The organism is Pseudomonas sp. F-14 TE3623 (genome assembly GCF_053629015.1).
Window position 1 is genome coordinate 241,299 of record NZ_JBRJHM010000001.1, and the last position, 18,754, is coordinate 260,052.

Genomic DNA, 18,754 nt, shown 5'->3' on the forward strand with positions numbered 1-18,754 from the left:
ACGAGCAAACGGCGTGAAAGCGCCACTCATGACGTATGCTTGCGCACCTTTAAAGTGTGCACTCCGTTATGGCGGCTGTGCGCGGGAGACCTTCGGGTCAACCGGGTTGCCGTTTCCCGGGTTTCCAGCCTGCGTACAGCTGCCACCCCTTCGTTCGGAAACCGAAAGGGCCAGCTCCAAACCATAAGCGGAGAATCACTATGTTCAAAGCTACTCCCAATCCCCCGGAAACCGACACCGATTCCCAAGCATCTCTCGATGCAGAAAAAATGAAGGAAGCCGCCAACCGCGCCTTCTCCCATTACTTCCCGTCACCCCACGAAAAACCGGCCAAACGTCGTAAGTCCCAGCTCTTCACCGTCTCCCCCGATATCGACACCGAAGCCCTTCTGGCCAATGCCTCCGAAGACCTGCTGTCCATCAGCGCCATTGCTGCCGATCTGGCGGACGATGTGGAAGGCTCACGCCGCTCTGTCGCCTTGGCGCTCAGCCGTTTGGCAGATGGCGTGCAGTTGTTGGTGGAGCGGGTGCTGGATCATCATGAGTCGTTGCAGATGAAGGCTCAGGCCGGGGTTTAACGCACAAACCCCTGTGGCGAGGGGCTTGCCCCCCGTTCGGCTGCGCAGCAGTCGTAAAACCATTGTTCTCGGTTTACCTGATACAGCTCGGTTGCAGGTTTTGGGGCTGCTTCGCAACCCAACGGGGGCAAGCCCCCTCGCCACAGGGGTCCGGTCAGACCAGACCTGCGCTTACAAGAAGCTCCTCCAGCGCGAGCAAGTCAGGCACCTTCGCCACTTGCTCCCCAACCTGCACCGCCGCCTGTTCCAGTGAACACAACGGCACATCGACATAGCTCAACTGGCTATCCAGCTTGTAAGACCGCGGAATCCCCTGCACCAGCAGCGCAATGAACTTCAGCTCAGGCCGCCCGCCGAGGGCGTTGAGGATGACGATCCGTGCTCGCTCACCGATCACCACTTTGTTGCCACACGCCGACTCGAAACTGAGCAGCGGAATCTGCCGTTCCCGCCATGTCACCCGCCCCAGATACCACGGCGGTGTATCGAGATCGAAAGCCCCCGGCTGATAGTCGATCAGCTCAGCGACGGCGACGTTAGGCAGGATCAGGTTGCGATCAGCCAAGGGCAATAAAAGCCCAGTGAGGTTGCTGGAGCGGTGTTCATGCATGGGTTTTGCTCCACCGGGCGATGCTGTCGAGCAGCACCGATTCCTGGTATGGCTTGCCGAGGTAGTCATTGACGCCGATGGCCATGGCGCGGTCGCGGTGTTTCTGGCCGGTACGAGAGGTGATCATGATGATTGGCAGATGCTGCAAGCGCTCGTCGGCGCGTACCTGGGTCGCCACTTCGAAGCCGTCCATGCGCGGCATTTCGATGTCCAGCAGCATCAGGTCGGGCATGTGTTCTTCGAGCAGCAACATGGCGTCGACACCGTCCTTGGCGGTCAGCACGTTCATGCCGTGGCGTTCCAGCAGACGGCTGGTGACCTTGCGCACGGTGACCGAATCGTCGACCACCAGCACCAGCAGCGGCCGTTGCGATTCGGGCTCTACGTCCTGTGTCACTGGTCGTTGCGGCACCCGCGCTTGCATCGCACGGATCGGCGCCAGCAAGTCGAGAATCAGCACCACCCGGCCATCGCCGAGAATCGTCGCGCCGGACAAACCCTGCACCGCGGCGAACTGCGGGCCAAGGCTTTTGACCACGATTTCCCGGGTGCCGGCCATGGCATCCACTTGCACCGCGACGTGCCGCTCGTTGCACTGCACCAGCAACACCGGCAACGGCAGGCTCTGGCCCAGCAGTTTCGGGCGGGTGCTGGTTTTCAGCAGCTCGCCGAGATAGCACAACTCATAACGTTGCCCGGCGTATTCGTAGGTCGGCGGATCGAGCCGGTAATGCCCTTCGAGTTCGTTGGGCAACACCCGAACGATGCCGTCGATGGTGTTCAGCGGGATCGCGTATTGATCCTCCCCGCACTGCACCATCAGCGCGCGATTGACCGACACGGTGAACGGCAGGCGAATCCGGAAATGCACGCCCTGCCCTGGCACAGAGTCGATGATCATGCTGCCGCCGAGCTGCCGGACTTCTTCGTGAACCACGTCCATGCCCACGCCACGCCCGGAGATCTGGGTGATTTTTTCGGCGGTGGAGAACCCCGGTTGCAGGATGAATTGCAGCACGTCGCGGTCGCTGATATCGCTGTCCGGGTGGAGTAATCCGCGCTTGATCGCCTTGCGTCGCACGGCGTCCAAAGGCACGCCGGCACCGTCGTCGCGGATGTCGAAAATGATGTCGCCGCCCTCTCGGGACAAATCCAGGGTGATCTTGCCTTGGGCCGGTTTACCCGCCGCGATACGCACCTCGGCCGATTCCAGGCCATGATCGACGGCGTTGCGCAGCATGTGTTCCAGCGGCGCGGCCATGCGTTCGAGGACGTTGCGGTCCATCTCGCCTTCGGCGTTGCCGACGATGAAGTCCACGTCCTTGCCCAGTTCGCTGGCGACCTGACGAACGATGCGCTTCAAACGCGGCAACATTCGCTCGAACGGCACCATGCGCGTACGCATCAGGCCTTCCTGCAATTCGGTGTTGATGCGGCCTTGCTGTTGCAGCAGGTTTTCCGCGTCCTGATTGCGCCGCTCGAGGGTTTCCTTGAGGTCAAGCAGGTCGGAGGCAGACTCGAACAGCGCCCGAGACAACTGTTGCAACTGCGAGTGACGGTCCATCTCCAGCGGGTCGAATTCTTCGTAGCCCAGGCGTTCAGCCTCAACTTGCTGACGGCTGAGAATCCGCCCCTGGGTTTCGGTATCGAGGCGGCGCAACTGGTCGCGCATGCGTTCGATGGTGGTTTCCATCTCGTTCAAGGCCACCCGTGCGTCGTTGACCTGTTGTTCGATGCGCCCACGGAAGATTGAAGTTTCGCCGGCCAGGTTGACCAGGTCGTCGAGCAACTCCGCCGAAACCTTGACCGTATCGGTGCCTTCCGGTTGCAGCGCGGTTGGCTCGGCTTTGGCCGCTACGGGTAGAGTCATGGGTGCCGATGTTTCGGGCACCGCCGGATGGCTGAAATTCTTGATCGCATCGATCAGCCGATCGGCCGGCGGCAATGGCTGACCGGCGCGTGTGGCGTCGAGCATCTGCGCCAGTCGGTCATGGCTGCGTTGCAACAGCGAGAATAACTCAGCGGTGGGTTGCAGCACGCCCGCCGACAAGCCTTCGTAGAGGAATTCCAGTTCATGGGCCAGGTCGCCAATCGGCACAATCTCCACCATCCGCGCGCCACCCTTGAGGGTGTGCAGATCGCGCAACAGTGTTTCCACTTCCTGGCGACTCGACGGCTCGGCCTGCCAGCGCAACAGTGCCGCGCCGGAGTTTTCAATGATGTCGAAACCTTCCTCGAGGAAGATATCCAGAAGCTCGGGATCATGGCCCGCCGAGTCATTGCTGACCGCTGGTTCGACCACCTCGACGCTGCCGGCATTGCCTTGGCGAAACTCACGAATGGCCGCGATCAACTCACCCGAATCACCCAATGGACGGTTGTGCTGCAACTGATCAAGGAACATGGCCAGTCGGTCATGGCTCTGTTGCAGCAACTGCGCCAGTGCTTCGCTGTGGCTGTAACGGCGGTCCACCAGGCCTTCGTAAAGGCTTTCAAGTTCATGGGCCAGATCGCCGACCGGCTCGACCTCGGCCATCCGCGCACCTCCCTTGAGGGTGTGCAAATCGCGCTGCAAGGACAACAGCGGCGCGGCGTTGTCCGGGTCACTCAGCCAACGTTGCAAGGCCTGGCCGGCGCTTTCGAGGATATCCACCGCTTCTTCAAGGAAGATCGAAACGATTTCGTCGTCCAGCTCCACCTGCGTCGCGCTCTGCTCCAGCTCGGCGGTGGCGCTGCCCAGTTCGCGGATGCTCAGGGTGCGGCTGCCGTCACTGCGAATCAGGCCCATGGAGGATGGATCGAGACTCTCATCGAGCAAGCCGCGCAAAGCCCGAACGCGCTCCGGTTGCGCAGTGACTTCCTGGCCGGCGGCCAGTTCATCGAGCATGTTGATCAGCGCTTCATGGGCACTTTGCGCATCGTGGAAAAACCTGTCGCTGACCGCCAGGCTGCTTTCTTCCACCGCGCCATAAAGGTCGAGCAATGCTTCGCAGAGCTCATCCACCGGATGCAGATCGGCTAGGTGCGCGCCTTCGCCGAGGGTGGTCAATTCATCCAGTAGCGCGCTGAGTTCCTGCCGCTCGCCGGGATGTTGCTGCCAGCGCTGTAACAGGCTTTCGGCGTCCAGCAGGATGTCCATGCCCTGGGCGAGGAAGTTGTTGATCAGTTGCGGATCGCGCTTGATGCGCTGCTTCGTATTGGGCGTGCTCAACAGGTTTTGCAGACGCTCGGCCAGCAATGCCTTGGTTCGCTCGATCAGCGAGCGAGCGTCGGGGATTTCAGCCAGCGGGTCGCTCTTGAGTTGTCGCAGCCCAAGGCGGAACAGCCCTTCGGCTTCCAGCAGCAATTCAACTTCGTCCAGATCGAGGGCAATCCGGTGCGCCTTGTACTCCCGGGTCAGTTCATCCAGCGACGCCGCCAACTCGGCAATCGGCAGTACGCCGGCCATCGAGGCGCTGCCCTTGAGCGTATGCAACGCCCGCTGCAACTCGTCGCTGGCCTGAAGCGGTACGTGTTCGGAGGCTTGGTCGAGGAAGCGATTGAGGCTGCTCAAATGGGTTTCGGCTTCGTTGCGGAAGATCTCCAGCAACAGTGGATCGAGCGCCGTGACATCCTGCACGTCCTCATCGGACACCGGTTTATCACCCTTGGCGAGGGCATGGGCGCGGGCGGCCAGTTGATCGACATCGTTGCGTTGACGCTGGGCATTGGCGGCGAACTCGGCCACCAGTTCCGGCAGCAGCTTCAGCGCATCGCCCACCAGTTGTTGCACCGCCGGCCCTGGGGAGACGCTATGCTCAAGCACGCGGTTGAGCAGGTTTTCTACCGCCCAGGCCAACTCACCCAGCACCAGCGCACGGACCATCCGGCCACTGCCTTTGAGGGTGTGGAAGGCCCGGCGCAATTCACTCAAGACCGATGTGCTGTCGGGGTTGGCCGACCAGCGCGGCAGATACTCCTCGAGAATTTCCAGCACCTCGTCAGTCTCTTCGAGGAAGACTTCCCGCAGCTCATCGTCTACCGGTTCTTCACCGGCGGGGGGCGGCAACAGGCTACCCGGCGTGGTCAGGGCTGGCGGGTTGACGGATGACACCGGGCTGGCCAACACATCGGCCAGAGACTGAACGGTTTCGGGGTCGTCCAGTTCCTGCATGTCCTGCATAACCAGGGCTTCACTGGGGCTGAGTACATCCTTGAGCATCGGCACCTGCTGTTCGCTGGGGAAGAAGCCGAGTGAGGCCAGGCCTTTTTCCGCGACGTCGAGCAGGTGTTCTCCCGGTGCTTCAGGGTCGTCGCTGAGGCGCTCCAGGTAATATTCGATGCTGGTGATCACGTCGGCCAAGCTGTCCAGTTGCTGCCAGCCGGGCTGGTCCGGGTCCACCAGCAGATGCTCGCGGATGAAGCCGTTGCAGGTCTCGACCAGGCTCGCCGCACGGGCCAACGGAATCATCGCCAACGCACCGCGCACCTGGGTCAGCAACGCCGGCAAGGGTTGCAAATGCTGGCGGTCCCAGTCGGCGTCGATGTAGTCGACGATCATGTCCTTGGCCTGTTGCAGGCAAATGCGCGCTTCCTTGATCACGATCTGATGGATCTGCGTCAGGTCGGTGGTCGGCAGACGGCTGTCTTCCTGGCTTTCCGGCTCCACGGTACCGACCATGCCGGCCAGGGTCGCTTCGACGTAGAGCAAGGCCCCGGCGACGTCCATGAGGGTCGCGTCGTTGGGTTCACGCTGGCCCTGAGCGAGGCTCAGCACCACCGCCAATTGATCGATGATGACCTTGCGCGGCTGGCCGAAACCGAGCACCGCCAAGGTATCGGCGATTTGCCGCAGGGGCGCCAGCAGGTTTTCGAGGTCCGAGGTGTGCTGGCGGTCGCTGCGCACGAACAGGTCCAGGCGCTCCTTGACCCGCACCAACTCTTCGCACAGCGCCGACAATACCGAACGCATGGCGTCGCGGTCAGGGCCGGCCAGCCGTGCCCGTTCTTCATCGACCATCGCGCCGTCGGGTAGCGCATCGTCAAGTGAGTAGCGATCTTTCATGGTCAGCATCTGCCCGGTGGGGTGTTCGGCCTTGGCAATATAGAACAACAAACTCTTGAGCAGCTCTGCCGGTGCCGGTTGATTGATGCCGGGCATGCCCTGTTCGAGCAAACGCTTGAGCTCTTTGTCGGCGTCCTTGAACAAGCTACGCAACGCCGGGCTGTTGGCGATCGAGCCATTGCGCATGCCCTCGACCAGTGCCGAAGCGACGTGCCATAACGGGCTCAGGGGCGCATTGCCGCACAGCGTTTCGAGACGCGCAAACACCCTGGCCAGATAACCGAAATGGGTTTCGTCATCCTGCTCGCGCAACAAACCGACCAGGGCCATCTGCAACATCTGCCGCAATTTGCGCAGCACATTCGGCAAGTCGGACGGTTCAAGCACTGCGAGGGCTTGCGGGCTCAGGGGCGCCAGCTCCGGCAGTTGTGGGCTGAACAAACTGGTTTCCGACAGCAGGCTTTCGCCGCGGGCACTGCGCAGGTCGTTGATCAATGGCAACACGACTAAAGGCAAGTCACGACGGGCGCCTTGCACTCGGTCGAGGTAGGTCGGCAATTGTCCCAAGGCGTGCAGCAACAGATGGATCGCCTCGTCGCGATGGCTGACGCGGTTCTGCTGCAAGGCGCTGGTCAGCTGCTCGATCTCTTCGGCGAGCAGGGCCGCGCCGTAAAACTCGACCATCTGCAAACTACCGTGTACCTGATGGACACAGGCCAGACACTCACTCAGCGTGTGCGTCGCCTGCGGGTCGTCGATCAGGGTTTCGATCGCCTGATGAGCCTGTTTCAGCGTTTCGGCAATCTCGCCTTTGACCCACTCGAGGGCCACATAGTCGTGCCGATCACCCATAACCACTCCAATCACCGCTCCAGTCAAAAAAAGCAAACACCCGTAGTCGGTTCAAGCTTTGTCCGCAGTCTGCGCTTTAGCGTCCGGCAAGGTGAAACCGGACACCGAACGCCGCAGCTGGCTGGCCATTTTCGCCAGGTTGCCAATGCTCTCGGCGGTGGCGGTGGAGCCGGACGAGGTTTGCGTGGTGATCTGCTGGATCACGTTCATCGTCAGGGAAATCTGGCCGGCCGACGAAGTCTGTTGCTGCGCGGCGTTGGAAATACTCTGGATCAATGCCGCGAGGGTCTTCGATACACCTTCGATTTCTTCCAGGGCCACCCCGGCATCCTGCGCCAGACGCGCGCCGCGCACCACTTCGGTGGTGGTCTGCTCCATGGAAATCACAGCTTCGTTGGTGTCGGTCTGAATCGCCCGCACCAGTGTTTCGATCTGCCGGGTCGCCGCTGACGAGCGCTCGGCCAAGCGCTGCACTTCATCGGCCACCACCGCAAAACCGCGCCCGGCGTCACCGGCCATGGACGCCTGAATGGCCGCGTTGAGGGCGAGGATGTTGGTCTGGTCGGCAATGTCATCGATCAGGCTGACAATGTCGCCGATTTCCTGAGAAGACTCCCCCAGCCGTTTGATGCGCTTGGCGGTGTCCTGAATCTGCTCGCGAATATTGTCCATGCCATGGATGGTGTTGTGCACCACTTCGTTGCCCTTGTTGGCGATCTCCACCGAGCGCTCGGCCACCGCAGAGGACTCAGCGGCGTTGGCCGAGACCTGATCGATGGACTGGGCCATGTCGTTGATGGCCGTGGAGGCTTCGGAAATCTGCTGCGCCTGATGCTCCGAGGCCTGGGCCAAGTGCATGGCGGTGGCCTGGGTTTCCTGCACGGCGGCGGCGACCTGGCCGGCGGTGAGGTTGATGGTCGCCACCAGATCGCGCAGTTGGTCGACGGAATAGTTGATCGAGTCAGCGATGGTCCCGGTGAAGTCTTCAGTCACCGAGGCGGTCACGGTCAGGTCGCCGTCGGCGAGGTCTTCGATTTCGTCCAGCAAACGCATGATCGCGTTCTGGTTGCGCTCGTTCTTCTCAGCGGTTTCACGCAGTTGACGGTTGGTTTCGCGCACCATCACCAGACCGATGAGGATGATCGATGTCAGTGCGAGCAAACCCAGCACGTAACCGCCGATGGTATCGGTGTTGCGCCCGCCGGCGAGGTTTTCGAAACGGCTGGCCAGGTGCGAGGCTTCATCGAGCAGGGTTTGCGACAGGGTGAAGATGTTGGTGGCCGATTCGCGGACCTTGAGCAGCTCCGGCGAGGTTTCGAGGATTTCGTCCACCGAACCCGACACGAATTCGAACAGTTCGGAAATCTCGGTCAACCGGGCGCGCGCATCACGGTCTTCGACCTGGCTGATTTTCAGTGCCGCATTGCCCTGAAGCATGCCGTTGAGCACTAGGCCGAAACGTGCCGCATCGCGACCGAAAGCGTCGGCCGCCTGCTGCGAATTTTCATCGCCGGACAGCACGGTGTTCACCGCACCGAGAATTCGCTCGGCCAACAGCGACTGACGCTGGGCCATCGCCACCTGAGTGGCGGGGGCGCCACGTTGCAGGAGGGTTTCGACGACCTTTTCATACTCGACCTGCAACTGTGGCACGGTTTCAGCCAGGGTCGCGGCGACTTGATGCAAGGACAAAACGGTCTGTTCGCTGGAGAGGATGGCGTCGGTGTTTTTCAGCAGACGCTCCCAATCCAGCTGCACGGCGCGCATTTCCGGGCGCACGGTGGACGGTGCCGGGGGCAGGCCGGTGGAGGGATCGCCTTTCTTCAGATAGCCCCAACGCTGGGCGAAGTCGTTGCGTGCATCGCTGAGCAACTTGAACGCCGCGGCCTTGCCGGCGGCGGCTTCGGTGGCGTTCTTGGCGATGCGTTGGGACAGCACACGCAGCTCACCGGCGTGGCCGATGTACTGTTTGTCGTAATTCGCCTGGGTGTTGAGGTACGCGAAGTTGGCGAACAGCAGCATGATGAAGACAATCAGCGCGATGAACAGCACGATGATCTGCGACCGACTGCGCGACCCTTCTGGCTTGCCTGTTTTAGCTTTTATCATCGGTCTTCGCCTGTTAACCAGCATCTGTGAACCTTGCCGAAGAACCCTGTGGGAGCGGGCTTGCTCGCGAAGGCGATGGGTCAGTCAGCATCAATGTTGAATGAATGACCGCTTTCGCGAGCAAGCCCGCTCCCACATTAAATCGGCGTCGCGCCGGTTATACGGCGACGTTCATGAATCCTTGCGACTGCGCCAACGCAAACGGGCTGAACACCTGCCACTTCTGCTCACGCTGAAACCGGCCTTTGACGAACGCCGACATCGGCCCTTGCAAGTCATCGGCCGGCACCGGCTCCAGACTGTCCTGGGCAAAGTGCTGCAAGCCGAAGACCTCATCGACCATCAACCCTGCAAACACGTCTTTGTGCTCCACCACCAATATCCGCCGTTGCTTGCGCAAGGCAGGCAGTTCATGGCCGGGTTCATAACCATAAAAAAAGCCATGCAAATCCATGATCGGCAGCAGGCGCCCGCGCAGGTTAGCCACGCCCTTGACCCAGGGTTTGACCCCCGGTAATTGTGTAACGCGCGGTTCGTGCAGGACTTCGCTGACTTCGCCCATGGGCGCGACGTACCAATGCTCGCCCAAGCGAAAGCCGATGCCGCTCCAACTGTCTTGTCGGGTCGGCTGGGACGGCAGGTCTGCCGCCAGCAGACGACAGCGCTGGTCAATCTGCAGCAGCAGTTCGAAAGCCGTCAGCGACTCGGTCATGACCGGACGATCAACCGGCCAGCACGTTGTTCAGGGTTTTGATCAGGGTGTCTTCGTCGACCGGTTTGGTCAGGTAGTCCTTGGCGCCCTGGCGCGTGCCCCAGACTTTGTCGGTTTCCTGATCCTTGGTGGTGATGATAATCACCGGAATGTGCCCGGTTTCCGGGTCTTTGGTGAGCTGACGGGTCGCCTGGAAACCATTAAGGCCGGGCATGACGATGTCCATCAGCACCGCGTCGGGTTTTTCCTGACGGGCCAGGGCCACGCCGTCGGCGCCGTTTTCGGCTTTCAACACCTCATGACCGTGCTTTTCGAGCATGCCGGTCAATTTGTACATTTCAGTCGGCGAGTCATCGACGATCAGAATACGTGCCATGGTCTTCCCCATTCTTGTCGACACCGGGCCCCATGGCCGAGCGTCACTGTGCGTGTCCTACTGCGGCGAAACGGCGGCGAAGCCCGGTACATGGGCCTGAATCGCGTTCAGCAGTTCTTCCTTGCTGAAAGGCTTGGTCAAAAACTGGTCGGAACCGACGATCCGGCCTTTGGCCTTGTCGAACAACCCGTCCTTGGACGACAGCATAATCACTGGCGTGGACTTGAACGCACTGTTGTTCTTGATTAAAGCGCAGGTCTGATAACCATCCAGACGCGGCATCATGATGTCGACAAAGATGATGCCGGGGTGATTGTCGGCAATCTTGGCCAGGGCATCGAAACCATCGATTGCGGTGATGACTTCACAGCCCACATTTTTCAACAGCGTTTCGGCGGTGCGACGAATCGTTTTCGAATCATCGATCACCATGACCTTCAAGGCGCTGGAATGCTGTTCCATAGTGGCTCTACCGTCGCCTTTGTGAATCAAATTGTCCGTTTACGGTTCATTGATCGCTCAAAACCCTTATTGATCAAGGGCCGAGCCTTTTTAGCACAGTCTCCCCCTCCAATCTATCGGGCGACCCTGGCGGTGGTTTTTCCTTGACCGGGAACACACTCAGCGCCACTCTGACGCCACTTTTTCACAACACTTTCCACCCCAATTTCGAGGAAAACCCCATGAGCGTTCGCGTCGGGATTGTCATGGATCCTATCGCCAGCATCTCCTATAAAAAGGATAGCTCGCTGGCCATGCTGCTGGCCGCGCAAAAGCGTGGCTGGGAACTGTTCTATATGGAACAGCGCGATTTGTATCAGGCCGAAGGCGAGGCTCGCGGGCGGATGCGTCCGCTGAAGGTGTTCGCCAACCCGGAAAAATGGTTTGAACTGGGCGCCGAAAGCGACGCGCTGCTGAGCAATCTGGACGTGATCCTGATGCGCAAGGATCCGCCGTTCGACATGGAATTCGTCTATTCCACGTACTTGCTGGAACAAGCGGAAAATGCCGGCGTACTGGTGGTCAACAAGCCGCAAAGCCTGCGTGACTGCAACGAAAAGCTGTTCGCCACGCTGTTCCCGCAGTGCACGCCGCCGACCATCGTCAGCCGTCGCCCGGACGTGTTGCGTGAATTTGCCGACCATCACGGCGACGTGATCCTCAAGCCGCTGGACGGCATGGGCGGCTCGTCGATCTTCCGTCACACCGCTGGCCACCCGAACCTGTCGGTGATCCTCGAAACCCTGACCTTGCATGGCCGTCAGCAGATCATGATTCAGGGTTACCTGCCGGCAATCGTTGATGGCGACAAGCGCATCCTGATGATCGACGGCGAGCCGGTGGATTACTGCCTGGCGCGGATTCCCGCGCTCGGTGAAACCCGTGGCAACCTCGCTGCCGGTGGCCGTGGCGAAGCCCGACCGCTGACCGAGAAAGATCGCTGGATCGCCGCGCAAGTCGGCCCGACCCTGCGTGAGAAGGGCCTGCTGTTCGTCGGTCTCGACGTAATCGGTGAGCATCTGACCGAAATTAACGTCACCAGCCCGACCTGCATTCGCGAGATCGATAACGCATTCGGCACCGACATTGGTGGCCTTTTGATGGATGCCATCGATCAGAAGCTCAAGACTCGTTGATCGAGAACAGGAGGGTCTGTTGACGTTTGGTAGCGAGCCGCGTTGCTGGGCCAAAGTGCGCGAGGCAAGACGCGGGATGCCGCCAATGGTCGTTCCCTTGGCAAATCCCGCAACGCAGCCTCGCGCACTTTGGCACGCAACCCGAAGGGACGGGGCCCACTGGGTGCAGGGCTGCGTTACTCGGAACTTATTTGGAACAACCAAACTGCGTTCCTCGCGCCTTGCCCTGCACCCAGTGGGCATCCGTCGCGGCCGCTACCAAACGTCAACAGACCCTCAGAAACAACCAACATTGCGTTATCATCCCCGGCTTGTAAAAAACGCGATGTTGGTTTTCTTGTTATGACACTCCCGTCCGATCTGCCCCCTGAACTCGCCCACCGTGGCGTGCGTCCGGCTGATCGCCTCGGTTTCACCCTGTTTCTGGCGGCGCTGATTCACCTGGCCTTGCTGTTGGGCGTCGGGTTCTCCATGGTCGAACCCAAGCAAATCAGTAGAACCCTGGAAATTACCCTCGCCACTTTCAAAAGCGAAAAGAAGCCTGATAAAGCTGATTTTCTCGCCCAGGAAAATCAGGAAGGCAGCGGTACCCTGGAGAAAAAGGCGGTTCCCAAGACCACTGAGGTCGCGCCATTCCAGGACAACAAGGTGCAGCAAGTCACCCCTCCGCCGGCGGCCAAGCCTCAAGTGCAGGAAGCCGCGCCCAAGGCGTCTGTGACCACCGTCGCGCCGAAACCGAAAAAAGCCGCAACCAAGACTGAAGAACCCAAACCCCTGACCAAACCCCAAGTGGCGGCACCGACGTTCGACAGCGCGCAGCTGTCCAGCGACATCGCCAGCCTGGAAGCGGAACTGGCCAGCGAACAACAGCTGTACGCCAAGCGCCCGCGCATTCACCGCTTGAGCGCCGCATCGACCATGCGCGACAAGGGTGCCTGGTACAAAGATGAATGGCGCAAGAAGGTCGAGCGCATCGGCAACCTCAACTACCCCGACGAAGCCCGGCGCAAACAGATTTACGGCAATTTGCGACTGATGGTCTCGATCAACCGCGACGGCTCGCTGTATGAAGTGCTGGTGCTGGAATCTTCCGGCCAGCCCCTGCTGGACCAGGCGGCGCAGCGCATCGTAAGGCTGGCGGCGCCGTTTGCACCGTTTACCGGGGATCTGTCAGACATTGACCGTCTGGAAATCATCCGCACCTGGAAGTTTGCGCGTGGGGACAAGCTCTCCAGTAATTGACCAGCACAAAACCCCTGTGGGAGCGGGCTTGCTCGCGAAGGCGTCGGGGCAGTCGACATCAATGTTGTATGTACCGCCCTCTTCGCGAGCAAGCTCGCTCCCACATTTGGTCTGTGCCGACTGCCAAATTGCGGCATCCTCGGCTTGTCAGTTCGCCCCTCCAACGCCACACTAGCGCTCATGAAGAACGTCAGCCCCAGCTACCTCAAGCATCACTTCCTGATCGCCATGCCTCACATGGCCGACCCGAACTTTGCGCACACCTTGACCTACATCGTCGAGCACACGGCCAATGGTGCCATGGGGCTGGTGGTCAACCGCCCGCAGGACCTGAACCTGGCCGATATCCTCGAGCAATTGCGCCCCGATATCGAACCGCCGTTGCTCTGCCAGCATGTGCCGATCTTTATTGGTGGCCCGGTGCAAACCGATCGCGGTTTTGTCCTGCACCCATCGGGTAAATCTTTTCAGGCGACCGTTGATCTGGAAGACGAGTTGTCCCTGTCGACCTCCCAGGACGTGCTGTTCGCCATCGCCGACGGCGTCGGCCCCGCGAAAAGCCTGATCACCCTCGGCTACGCCGGTTGGGAAGCCGGGCAATTGGAAGCCGAACTGGCCGACAATGCCTGGCTGACCTGCCCGTTCCATGCCGACATCCTGTTCAACACCAGCAGCGAATTGCGTCTTGAAGCGGCGGCCAAACACTTGGGCGTCAACCTCAGCCTGCTCACCAGCCAGGCGGGGCACGCCTGATGGCCCTGCGGTTGATTTTGGGTTTCGACTACGGCACCAAACAGATTGGCGTTGCGGTCGGTCAGGTGATTACCGGCCAGGCCCGCGAGCTGTGCACCTTGAAGGCGCAAAACGGCATTCCTGACTGGAATCAGGTCGAAGCCCTGATTAAAGAGTGGAAACCCGACGCTGTGGTGGTCGGCCTGCCGCTGAACATGGACGGCACACCCAGCGACATGTGCCTTCGGGCCGAGAAGTTCGCCCGACGCCTGAACGGACGCTACAACCTGCCCTTCTATACGCATGACGAGCGCCTGACCACCTTCGAGGCCAAGGGCGAACGCCTGGTCCGGGGCGGCCAGAAAGGCAGTTACCGCGACAACCCGGTCGATGCCATCGCCGCCGCGCTGCTGTTGCAAGGCTGGCTCGACGAAAACACCGCGCTGTTCGAATCCTGACCGCACCTAATTCTGAAGAGCCGCTGCGGCGTCTCCCTTAGCTACAACCCGAGCCACCACTCAAGCAACATCCGGCTCGGGACAAAGAAGGAGCAAATCATGAGCCTGCCCAATCCCGCCGAACTGATCAGCCAGATGGCGATCCGCCTCAAGGCTTATCTGGAAAACCGTGGCATCAACGAACCGCGTTACATCGGTATTCGGACCGGCGGCGTCTGGGTCGCGCAGGCGTTGCTCGATGAACTGGGCAGCGATTCGCCCCTGGGCACCCTGGACGTTTCGTTCTACCGCGATGACTTCAGCCAGAACGGCCTGCATCCGCAAGTACGCCCATCGGCGCTGCCGTTCGAGATCGAAGGCCAACACCTGGTACTGATTGATGACGTGCTGATGAGCGGTCGGACCATCCGCGCCGCGATGAACGAACTCTTCGACTACGGCCGCCCGGCCAGTGTGACGCTGGTATGCCTGCTGGACCTGGACGCCGGTGAGTTGCCGATCCGCCCGAACGTGGTTGGCGCGACCCTGTCGCTGGCGGCCCACGAACGGGTGAAGCTGTCCGGCCCGGAACTCAAGCTCGAACTTCAAGACCTCGCCCTTTAATTCGCCCTATTGAGAGTCCCCCTCGCGATGACGCCTCTAGAAACCAAGCGCCCGCTGCAGCTCAATGATCAGGGCCAGCTGCGCCACTTCCTCTCGCTCGACGGTTTGCGCCGCGAGCTGCTGACGGAAATCCTCGACACCGCCGACTCGTTCCTCGAAGTCGGCGCCCGGGCGGTAAAGAAAGTCCCGTTACTGCGCGGCAAGACCGTGTGCAACGTGTTCTTCGAGAACTCCACCCGCACCCGCACCACCTTTGAACTGGCAGCTCAGCGGCTGTCGGCCGACGTGATCACCCTGAACGTGTCCACGTCGTCGGCGAGCAAGGGCGAAACCCTGCTCGACACCTTGCGCAACCTGGAAGCCATGGCCGCCGACATGTTCGTCGTGCGTCACGGTGATTCCGGCGCGGCGCACTTCATCGCCGAGCATGTCTGCCCGCAAGTGGCGATTATCAACGGCGGCGACGGCCGTCACGCCCACCCGACCCAGGGCATGCTCGACATGCTCACTATTCGTCGGCACAAGGGCGGTTTCGAAAACCTTTCGGTGGCCATCGTCGGCGACATCCTGCACTCGCGGGTAGCGCGCTCGAACATGCTGGCCCTGAAAACCCTTGGCTGCCCGGACATCCGCGTGATCGCGCCGAAAACCCTGCTGCCGATCGGCATCGAGCAATACGGTGTGAAGGTCTACACCGACATGACCGAAGGCCTGAAAGACGTCGACGTGGTGATCATGCTGCGCCTGCAGCGTGAACGCATGACCGGCGGCCTGCTGCCGAGCGAAGGCGAGTTCTACCGCCTGTTCGGCCTGACCACCGCGCGCCTGGCCGGGGCCAAACCGGATTGCATCGTCATGCACCCGGGGCCGATCAACCGCGGGGTGGAAATTGAGTCGGCGGTGGCCGACGGCCCGCACTCGGTGATCCTCAACCAGGTGACCTACGGCATCGCGATTCGTATGGCCGTGCTGTCCATGGCCATGAGCGGGCAAACTGCCCAGCGCCAATTCGAGCAGGAGAACGCCCAGTGAAGCTCAGCATTCTCGGCGCACGCGTTATCGATCCGGCCAGCGGCCTGGATCAAGTGACTGATATCCACGTTGAAGCCTGCAAGATCGTCGCCCTTGGCGCCGCTCCGGCCGGTTTCGTTGCAGTAGACACCATCGACGCCAAGGGCCTGGTGGCGGCCCCGGGCCTGGTTGACCTGAACGTCGCCCTGCGCGAGCCGGGCTACAGCCGCAAAGGCTCGATCGCCAGCGAAACCCGCGCAGCTGCTGCCGGTGGCGTGACCAGCCTGTGCTGCCCACCCAAAACCAAACCGGTGCTGGACACTTCGGCTGTGGCCGAACTGATCCTCGACCGCGCTCGCGAAGCCGGCAACACCAAAGTCTTCCCGATCGGCGCCCTGAGCAAAGGCCTGGACGGCGAGCAGCTTGCAGAGCTCGTTGCGCTGCGCGATGCCGGCTGCGTAGCCTTCGGCAATGGCCTGGAGAGTTTCCGCAATACCCGCACCCTGTGCCGGGCGCTGGAATACGCGGCGACGTTCGACCTGACGGTGATTTTCAATTCGCAGGACCATGATCTGGCCGAAGGGGGCTTGGCTCACGAAGGCCCGACAGCGAGTTTCCTCGGTTTGCCGGGCATTCCAGAAACCGCCGAAACCGTGGCTCTGGCCCGGGATCTGCTGCTGGTCGAGCAAAGCGGCGTGCGTGCGCACTTCAGCCAGCTCACCAGCGCCCGCGGTGTGGCCCTGATCGCCCAGGCCCAGGCCCGTGGCCTGAAGGTCACGGCGGACGTGGCGCTATATCAGCTGATTCTCACCGACGAAGCGCTGATCGACTTCAGCAGCCTCTATCACGTCCAGCCGCCGCTGCGCACCCGCGCTGACCGCGACGGCCTGCGGGCAGCGGTGAAGTCGGGGGTGGTCTCGGCCATCTCCAGCCATCACCAGCCCCATGAACGCGATGCCAAACTGGCGCCGTTCGGTGCCACCGAGCCGGGTATCAGCAGTGTTGAGCTACTGCTGCCGCTGGCGATGACCTTGGTGGAAGACGGTTTGCTCGACTTGCCGACGCTGCTCGCACGCTTGGGCGCCGGTCCTGCCGAAGCGTTGCGCTTGCCGGCGGGCAAGCTGGCGGTGGGTGGGCCTGCAGATATCGTACTGTTCGACCCTGCGGCCTCGACCGTGGCCGGTGAGACCTGGCTGTCCAAGGGTGAAAACTGCCCGTTCATTGGCCATAGCTTGCCCGGTGTGGTGCGTTACACCCTGGTGGATGGGCGGATCAGCCACCAGGCTTAAACCCGCGTCGCTGCTATCGCGAGCAGTCTCGCTCCCACAAGGACCGCATAACCCTGTGGGAGCGAGCCTGCTCGCGATGACTTACTGGAAGGCGCCTCTATTCTGGGCATTGCGCACAGAAATCTGGTCATTCAACGTCCAGAAATCATACAACACCCCCAGAAAGAACAACCCGCCCGTCACCAGGTACAGCAACCCGCTGATCCACTTCCCCTGATACATCCGGTGCACACCGAAAACCCCGAGAAACGTCAGCAGAATCCACGCGACGTTGTATTCGATGGGGCCGGCGGTAAAGCGCAGGTCCGCTTCACGGTCCATGGCGGGGATCAGAAACAGGTCGATCAGCCAGCCGATACCCAGCAAACCGAAGGTAAAAAACCAGATCGTCCCGGTCACCGGCTTGCCGTAATAGAAGCGGTGAGCCCCGGTAAAACCGAAAATCCACAACAGGTAACCGATCACTTTGCTGTGTGTGTCTTGCTGTGAAGCGGGTTGTTGATAGGTGTTCATGGATGACCTCGACTCACACGATAGAGAAATATTCTTGAATTCTTTGTGACTTTTTTACAGGTGGCCGACATACGGCAAATGCTACCTTCATTCCTGTCAAAGCCTTGTAATACCTGACTTTTGTCAGACAACTCGCGTCAATTTTGCCGCTTTTTAGTTCCGCGCCCCCCAGTCTGAATCGACCAACGGCCTCGGAAGGGCAAAAAAAGCTGTTATAAAGTTGCGCGTTCACACATATGAGCCTTGCCTAATGCGTCCATTTTTCAAGACATGGCTAACCATTTGCCTATTATTGCCCCTGGCCGCCCACGCCACCAATCGTGAGCAACGTCTTCCCAACGTTAATGGTTACACCCCAAAATCCCATGCTTCTGCTCCTTCGAGCAAAAACAAACAGACCGTAAAACGCTCCAGCCAACTGAGCGGCGTAAACAGCACGCTGGTCCCGCCGATGGCGACCAAGGAAAGCAGCAACGTACTGAGCCGCGCGGTAAACGTGCTCGGTACGCCTTATCGTTGGGGTGGCAGCACCCCAAGTAAAGGGTTCGATTGCAGCGGTCTGGTGAAATACGCGTTCAACGACGCCACGTTTGATCTGCCACGTACCTCTAACGCCATGGCCAGCGGTCATGGCGAGAAGGTCGATCGCAACGATCTGAAGCCTGGCGACCTGATTTTCTTCAAACTCAAGAGCCGCCGGGTCAATCATGTTGCCATCTACCTGGGCAACGACCGCTTCATCCACGCACCACGCCGTGGCAAGTCGGTGAGCATCGACACCCTGAAGAAACCGTATTGGGAAAGCCACTACGTGGTTGCCAAGCGGGTTCTGCCGAAAGAACAGAACGCATTGCGGGTTGTTCAGCGTTGATTTGAGCGCTCCGGAGCAGACCCGAAATCTGCTTTGAACATGATGGCCTCTTCGCGAGCAAGCCCGCTCCCACATTAGAATGCGTTCCAATGTGGGAGCGGGCTTGCTCGCGAAGGC

At 60.6% G+C, this 18,754-nt stretch carries 16 protein-coding genes; 9 read left to right on the forward strand and 7 right to left on the reverse strand.

What is annotated here, in order from left to right; all coding sequences use genetic code 11:
- Window positions 1-200 precede the first annotated feature (200 nt).
- Window positions 201-578, forward strand: a complete 378-nt coding sequence (locus AB7M29_RS01075) for a DUF6124 family protein (protein ID WP_454246168.1) — start codon at window positions 201-203, stop codon at window positions 576-578.
- Between the two features lie 154 nt (window positions 579-732).
- Here AB7M29_RS01075 and AB7M29_RS01080 read toward each other — a convergent pair whose 3' ends face one another.
- The 6 genes from AB7M29_RS01080 to pilG all read right to left on the reverse strand — a co-directional run bounded on the left by AB7M29_RS01080 (window position 733) and on the right by pilG (window position 10,743).
- Window positions 733-1,188, reverse strand: a complete 456-nt coding sequence (locus AB7M29_RS01080) for a chemotaxis protein CheW (protein ID WP_253546493.1) — start codon at window positions 1,186-1,188, stop codon at window positions 733-735.
- Window positions 1,181-7,084: an Hpt domain-containing protein gene (locus AB7M29_RS01085; protein ID WP_454246169.1), complete on the reverse strand. Its 5,904-nt coding sequence runs from the start codon at window positions 7,082-7,084 to the stop codon at window positions 1,181-1,183. Before AB7M29_RS01085 ends, AB7M29_RS01080 begins: the two co-directional genes overlap by 8 nt.
- A 51-nt stretch (window positions 7,085-7,135) precedes the next feature.
- Window positions 7,136-9,193: a methyl-accepting chemotaxis protein gene (locus tag AB7M29_RS01090; RefSeq protein ID WP_217857465.1), complete on the reverse strand. Its 2,058-nt coding sequence runs from the start codon at window positions 9,191-9,193 to the stop codon at window positions 7,136-7,138.
- A gap of 157 nt (window positions 9,194-9,350) precedes the next feature.
- Window positions 9,351-9,905 (reverse strand): chemotaxis protein CheW, encoded by a 555-nt coding sequence (locus AB7M29_RS01095; protein ID WP_454246170.1) that lies wholly within the window; start codon window positions 9,903-9,905, stop codon window positions 9,351-9,353.
- 10 nt (window positions 9,906-9,915) lie between these two features.
- The gene (gene pilH, locus AB7M29_RS01100) at window positions 9,916-10,281 is read right to left on the reverse strand and encodes a twitching motility response regulator PilH (protein ID WP_007897961.1); all 366 of its coding nucleotides are present in this window, start codon (window positions 10,279-10,281) and stop codon (window positions 9,916-9,918) included.
- A gap of 57 nt (window positions 10,282-10,338) precedes the next feature.
- Complete coding sequence (gene pilG, locus AB7M29_RS01105) at window positions 10,339-10,743, reverse strand: twitching motility response regulator PilG (protein WP_038980984.1); 405 nt, start codon at window positions 10,741-10,743, stop codon at window positions 10,339-10,341.
- A 221-nt stretch (window positions 10,744-10,964) separates the two neighbouring features.
- Here pilG and gshB point away from each other — a divergent pair, with 221 nt between their 5' ends.
- The 7 genes from gshB (at window position 10,965) to AB7M29_RS01140 (ending at window position 17,253) form a co-directional block, all read left to right on the forward strand.
- Entirely contained in the window at window positions 10,965-11,918 is a 954-nt protein-coding gene (gshB, locus tag AB7M29_RS01110) for a glutathione synthase (RefSeq protein WP_454246171.1), read from the forward strand.
- 342 nt (window positions 11,919-12,260) lie between these two features.
- The gene (locus AB7M29_RS01115; RefSeq protein WP_454246172.1) at window positions 12,261-13,160 is read left to right on the forward strand and encodes a TonB family protein; all 900 of its coding nucleotides are present in this window, start codon (window positions 12,261-12,263) and stop codon (window positions 13,158-13,160) included.
- A 180-nt stretch (window positions 13,161-13,340) separates the two neighbouring features.
- The gene (locus tag AB7M29_RS01120; RefSeq protein WP_052965000.1) at window positions 13,341-13,913 is read left to right on the forward strand and encodes a YqgE/AlgH family protein; all 573 of its coding nucleotides are present in this window, start codon (window positions 13,341-13,343) and stop codon (window positions 13,911-13,913) included.
- The gene (ruvX, locus tag AB7M29_RS01125; protein ID WP_007897947.1) at window positions 13,913-14,350 is read left to right on the forward strand and encodes a Holliday junction resolvase RuvX; all 438 of its coding nucleotides are present in this window, start codon (window positions 13,913-13,915) and stop codon (window positions 14,348-14,350) included. The genes AB7M29_RS01120 and ruvX overlap by 1 nt, the downstream gene beginning before the upstream one ends.
- Window positions 14,351-14,449: 99 nt before the next feature.
- On the forward strand, window positions 14,450-14,953 hold the full coding sequence (pyrR, locus tag AB7M29_RS01130) for a bifunctional pyr operon transcriptional regulator/uracil phosphoribosyltransferase PyrR (RefSeq protein ID WP_052964999.1): 504 nt from the start codon (window positions 14,450-14,452) through the stop codon (window positions 14,951-14,953).
- A gap of 27 nt (window positions 14,954-14,980) precedes the next feature.
- The gene (locus AB7M29_RS01135; RefSeq protein WP_007897943.1) at window positions 14,981-15,985 is read left to right on the forward strand and encodes an aspartate carbamoyltransferase catalytic subunit; all 1,005 of its coding nucleotides are present in this window, start codon (window positions 14,981-14,983) and stop codon (window positions 15,983-15,985) included.
- Window positions 15,982-17,253, forward strand: coding sequence for a dihydroorotase (locus AB7M29_RS01140; RefSeq protein WP_008007433.1), 1,272 nt, complete (start codon window positions 15,982-15,984; stop codon window positions 17,251-17,253). Before AB7M29_RS01135 ends, AB7M29_RS01140 begins: the two co-directional genes overlap by 4 nt.
- An 81-nt stretch (window positions 17,254-17,334) precedes the next feature.
- Here AB7M29_RS01140 and AB7M29_RS01145 read toward each other — a convergent pair whose 3' ends face one another.
- Entirely contained in the window at window positions 17,335-17,766 is a 432-nt protein-coding gene (locus AB7M29_RS01145; RefSeq protein WP_052964996.1) for an NINE protein, read from the reverse strand.
- A gap of 250 nt (window positions 17,767-18,016) precedes the next feature.
- Between AB7M29_RS01145 and AB7M29_RS01150 the strand changes: the two genes are divergently transcribed.
- The gene (locus AB7M29_RS01150) at window positions 18,017-18,637 is read left to right on the forward strand and encodes a C40 family peptidase (RefSeq protein WP_217857469.1); all 621 of its coding nucleotides are present in this window, start codon (window positions 18,017-18,019) and stop codon (window positions 18,635-18,637) included.
- Window positions 18,638-18,754: the final 117 nt, after the last annotated feature.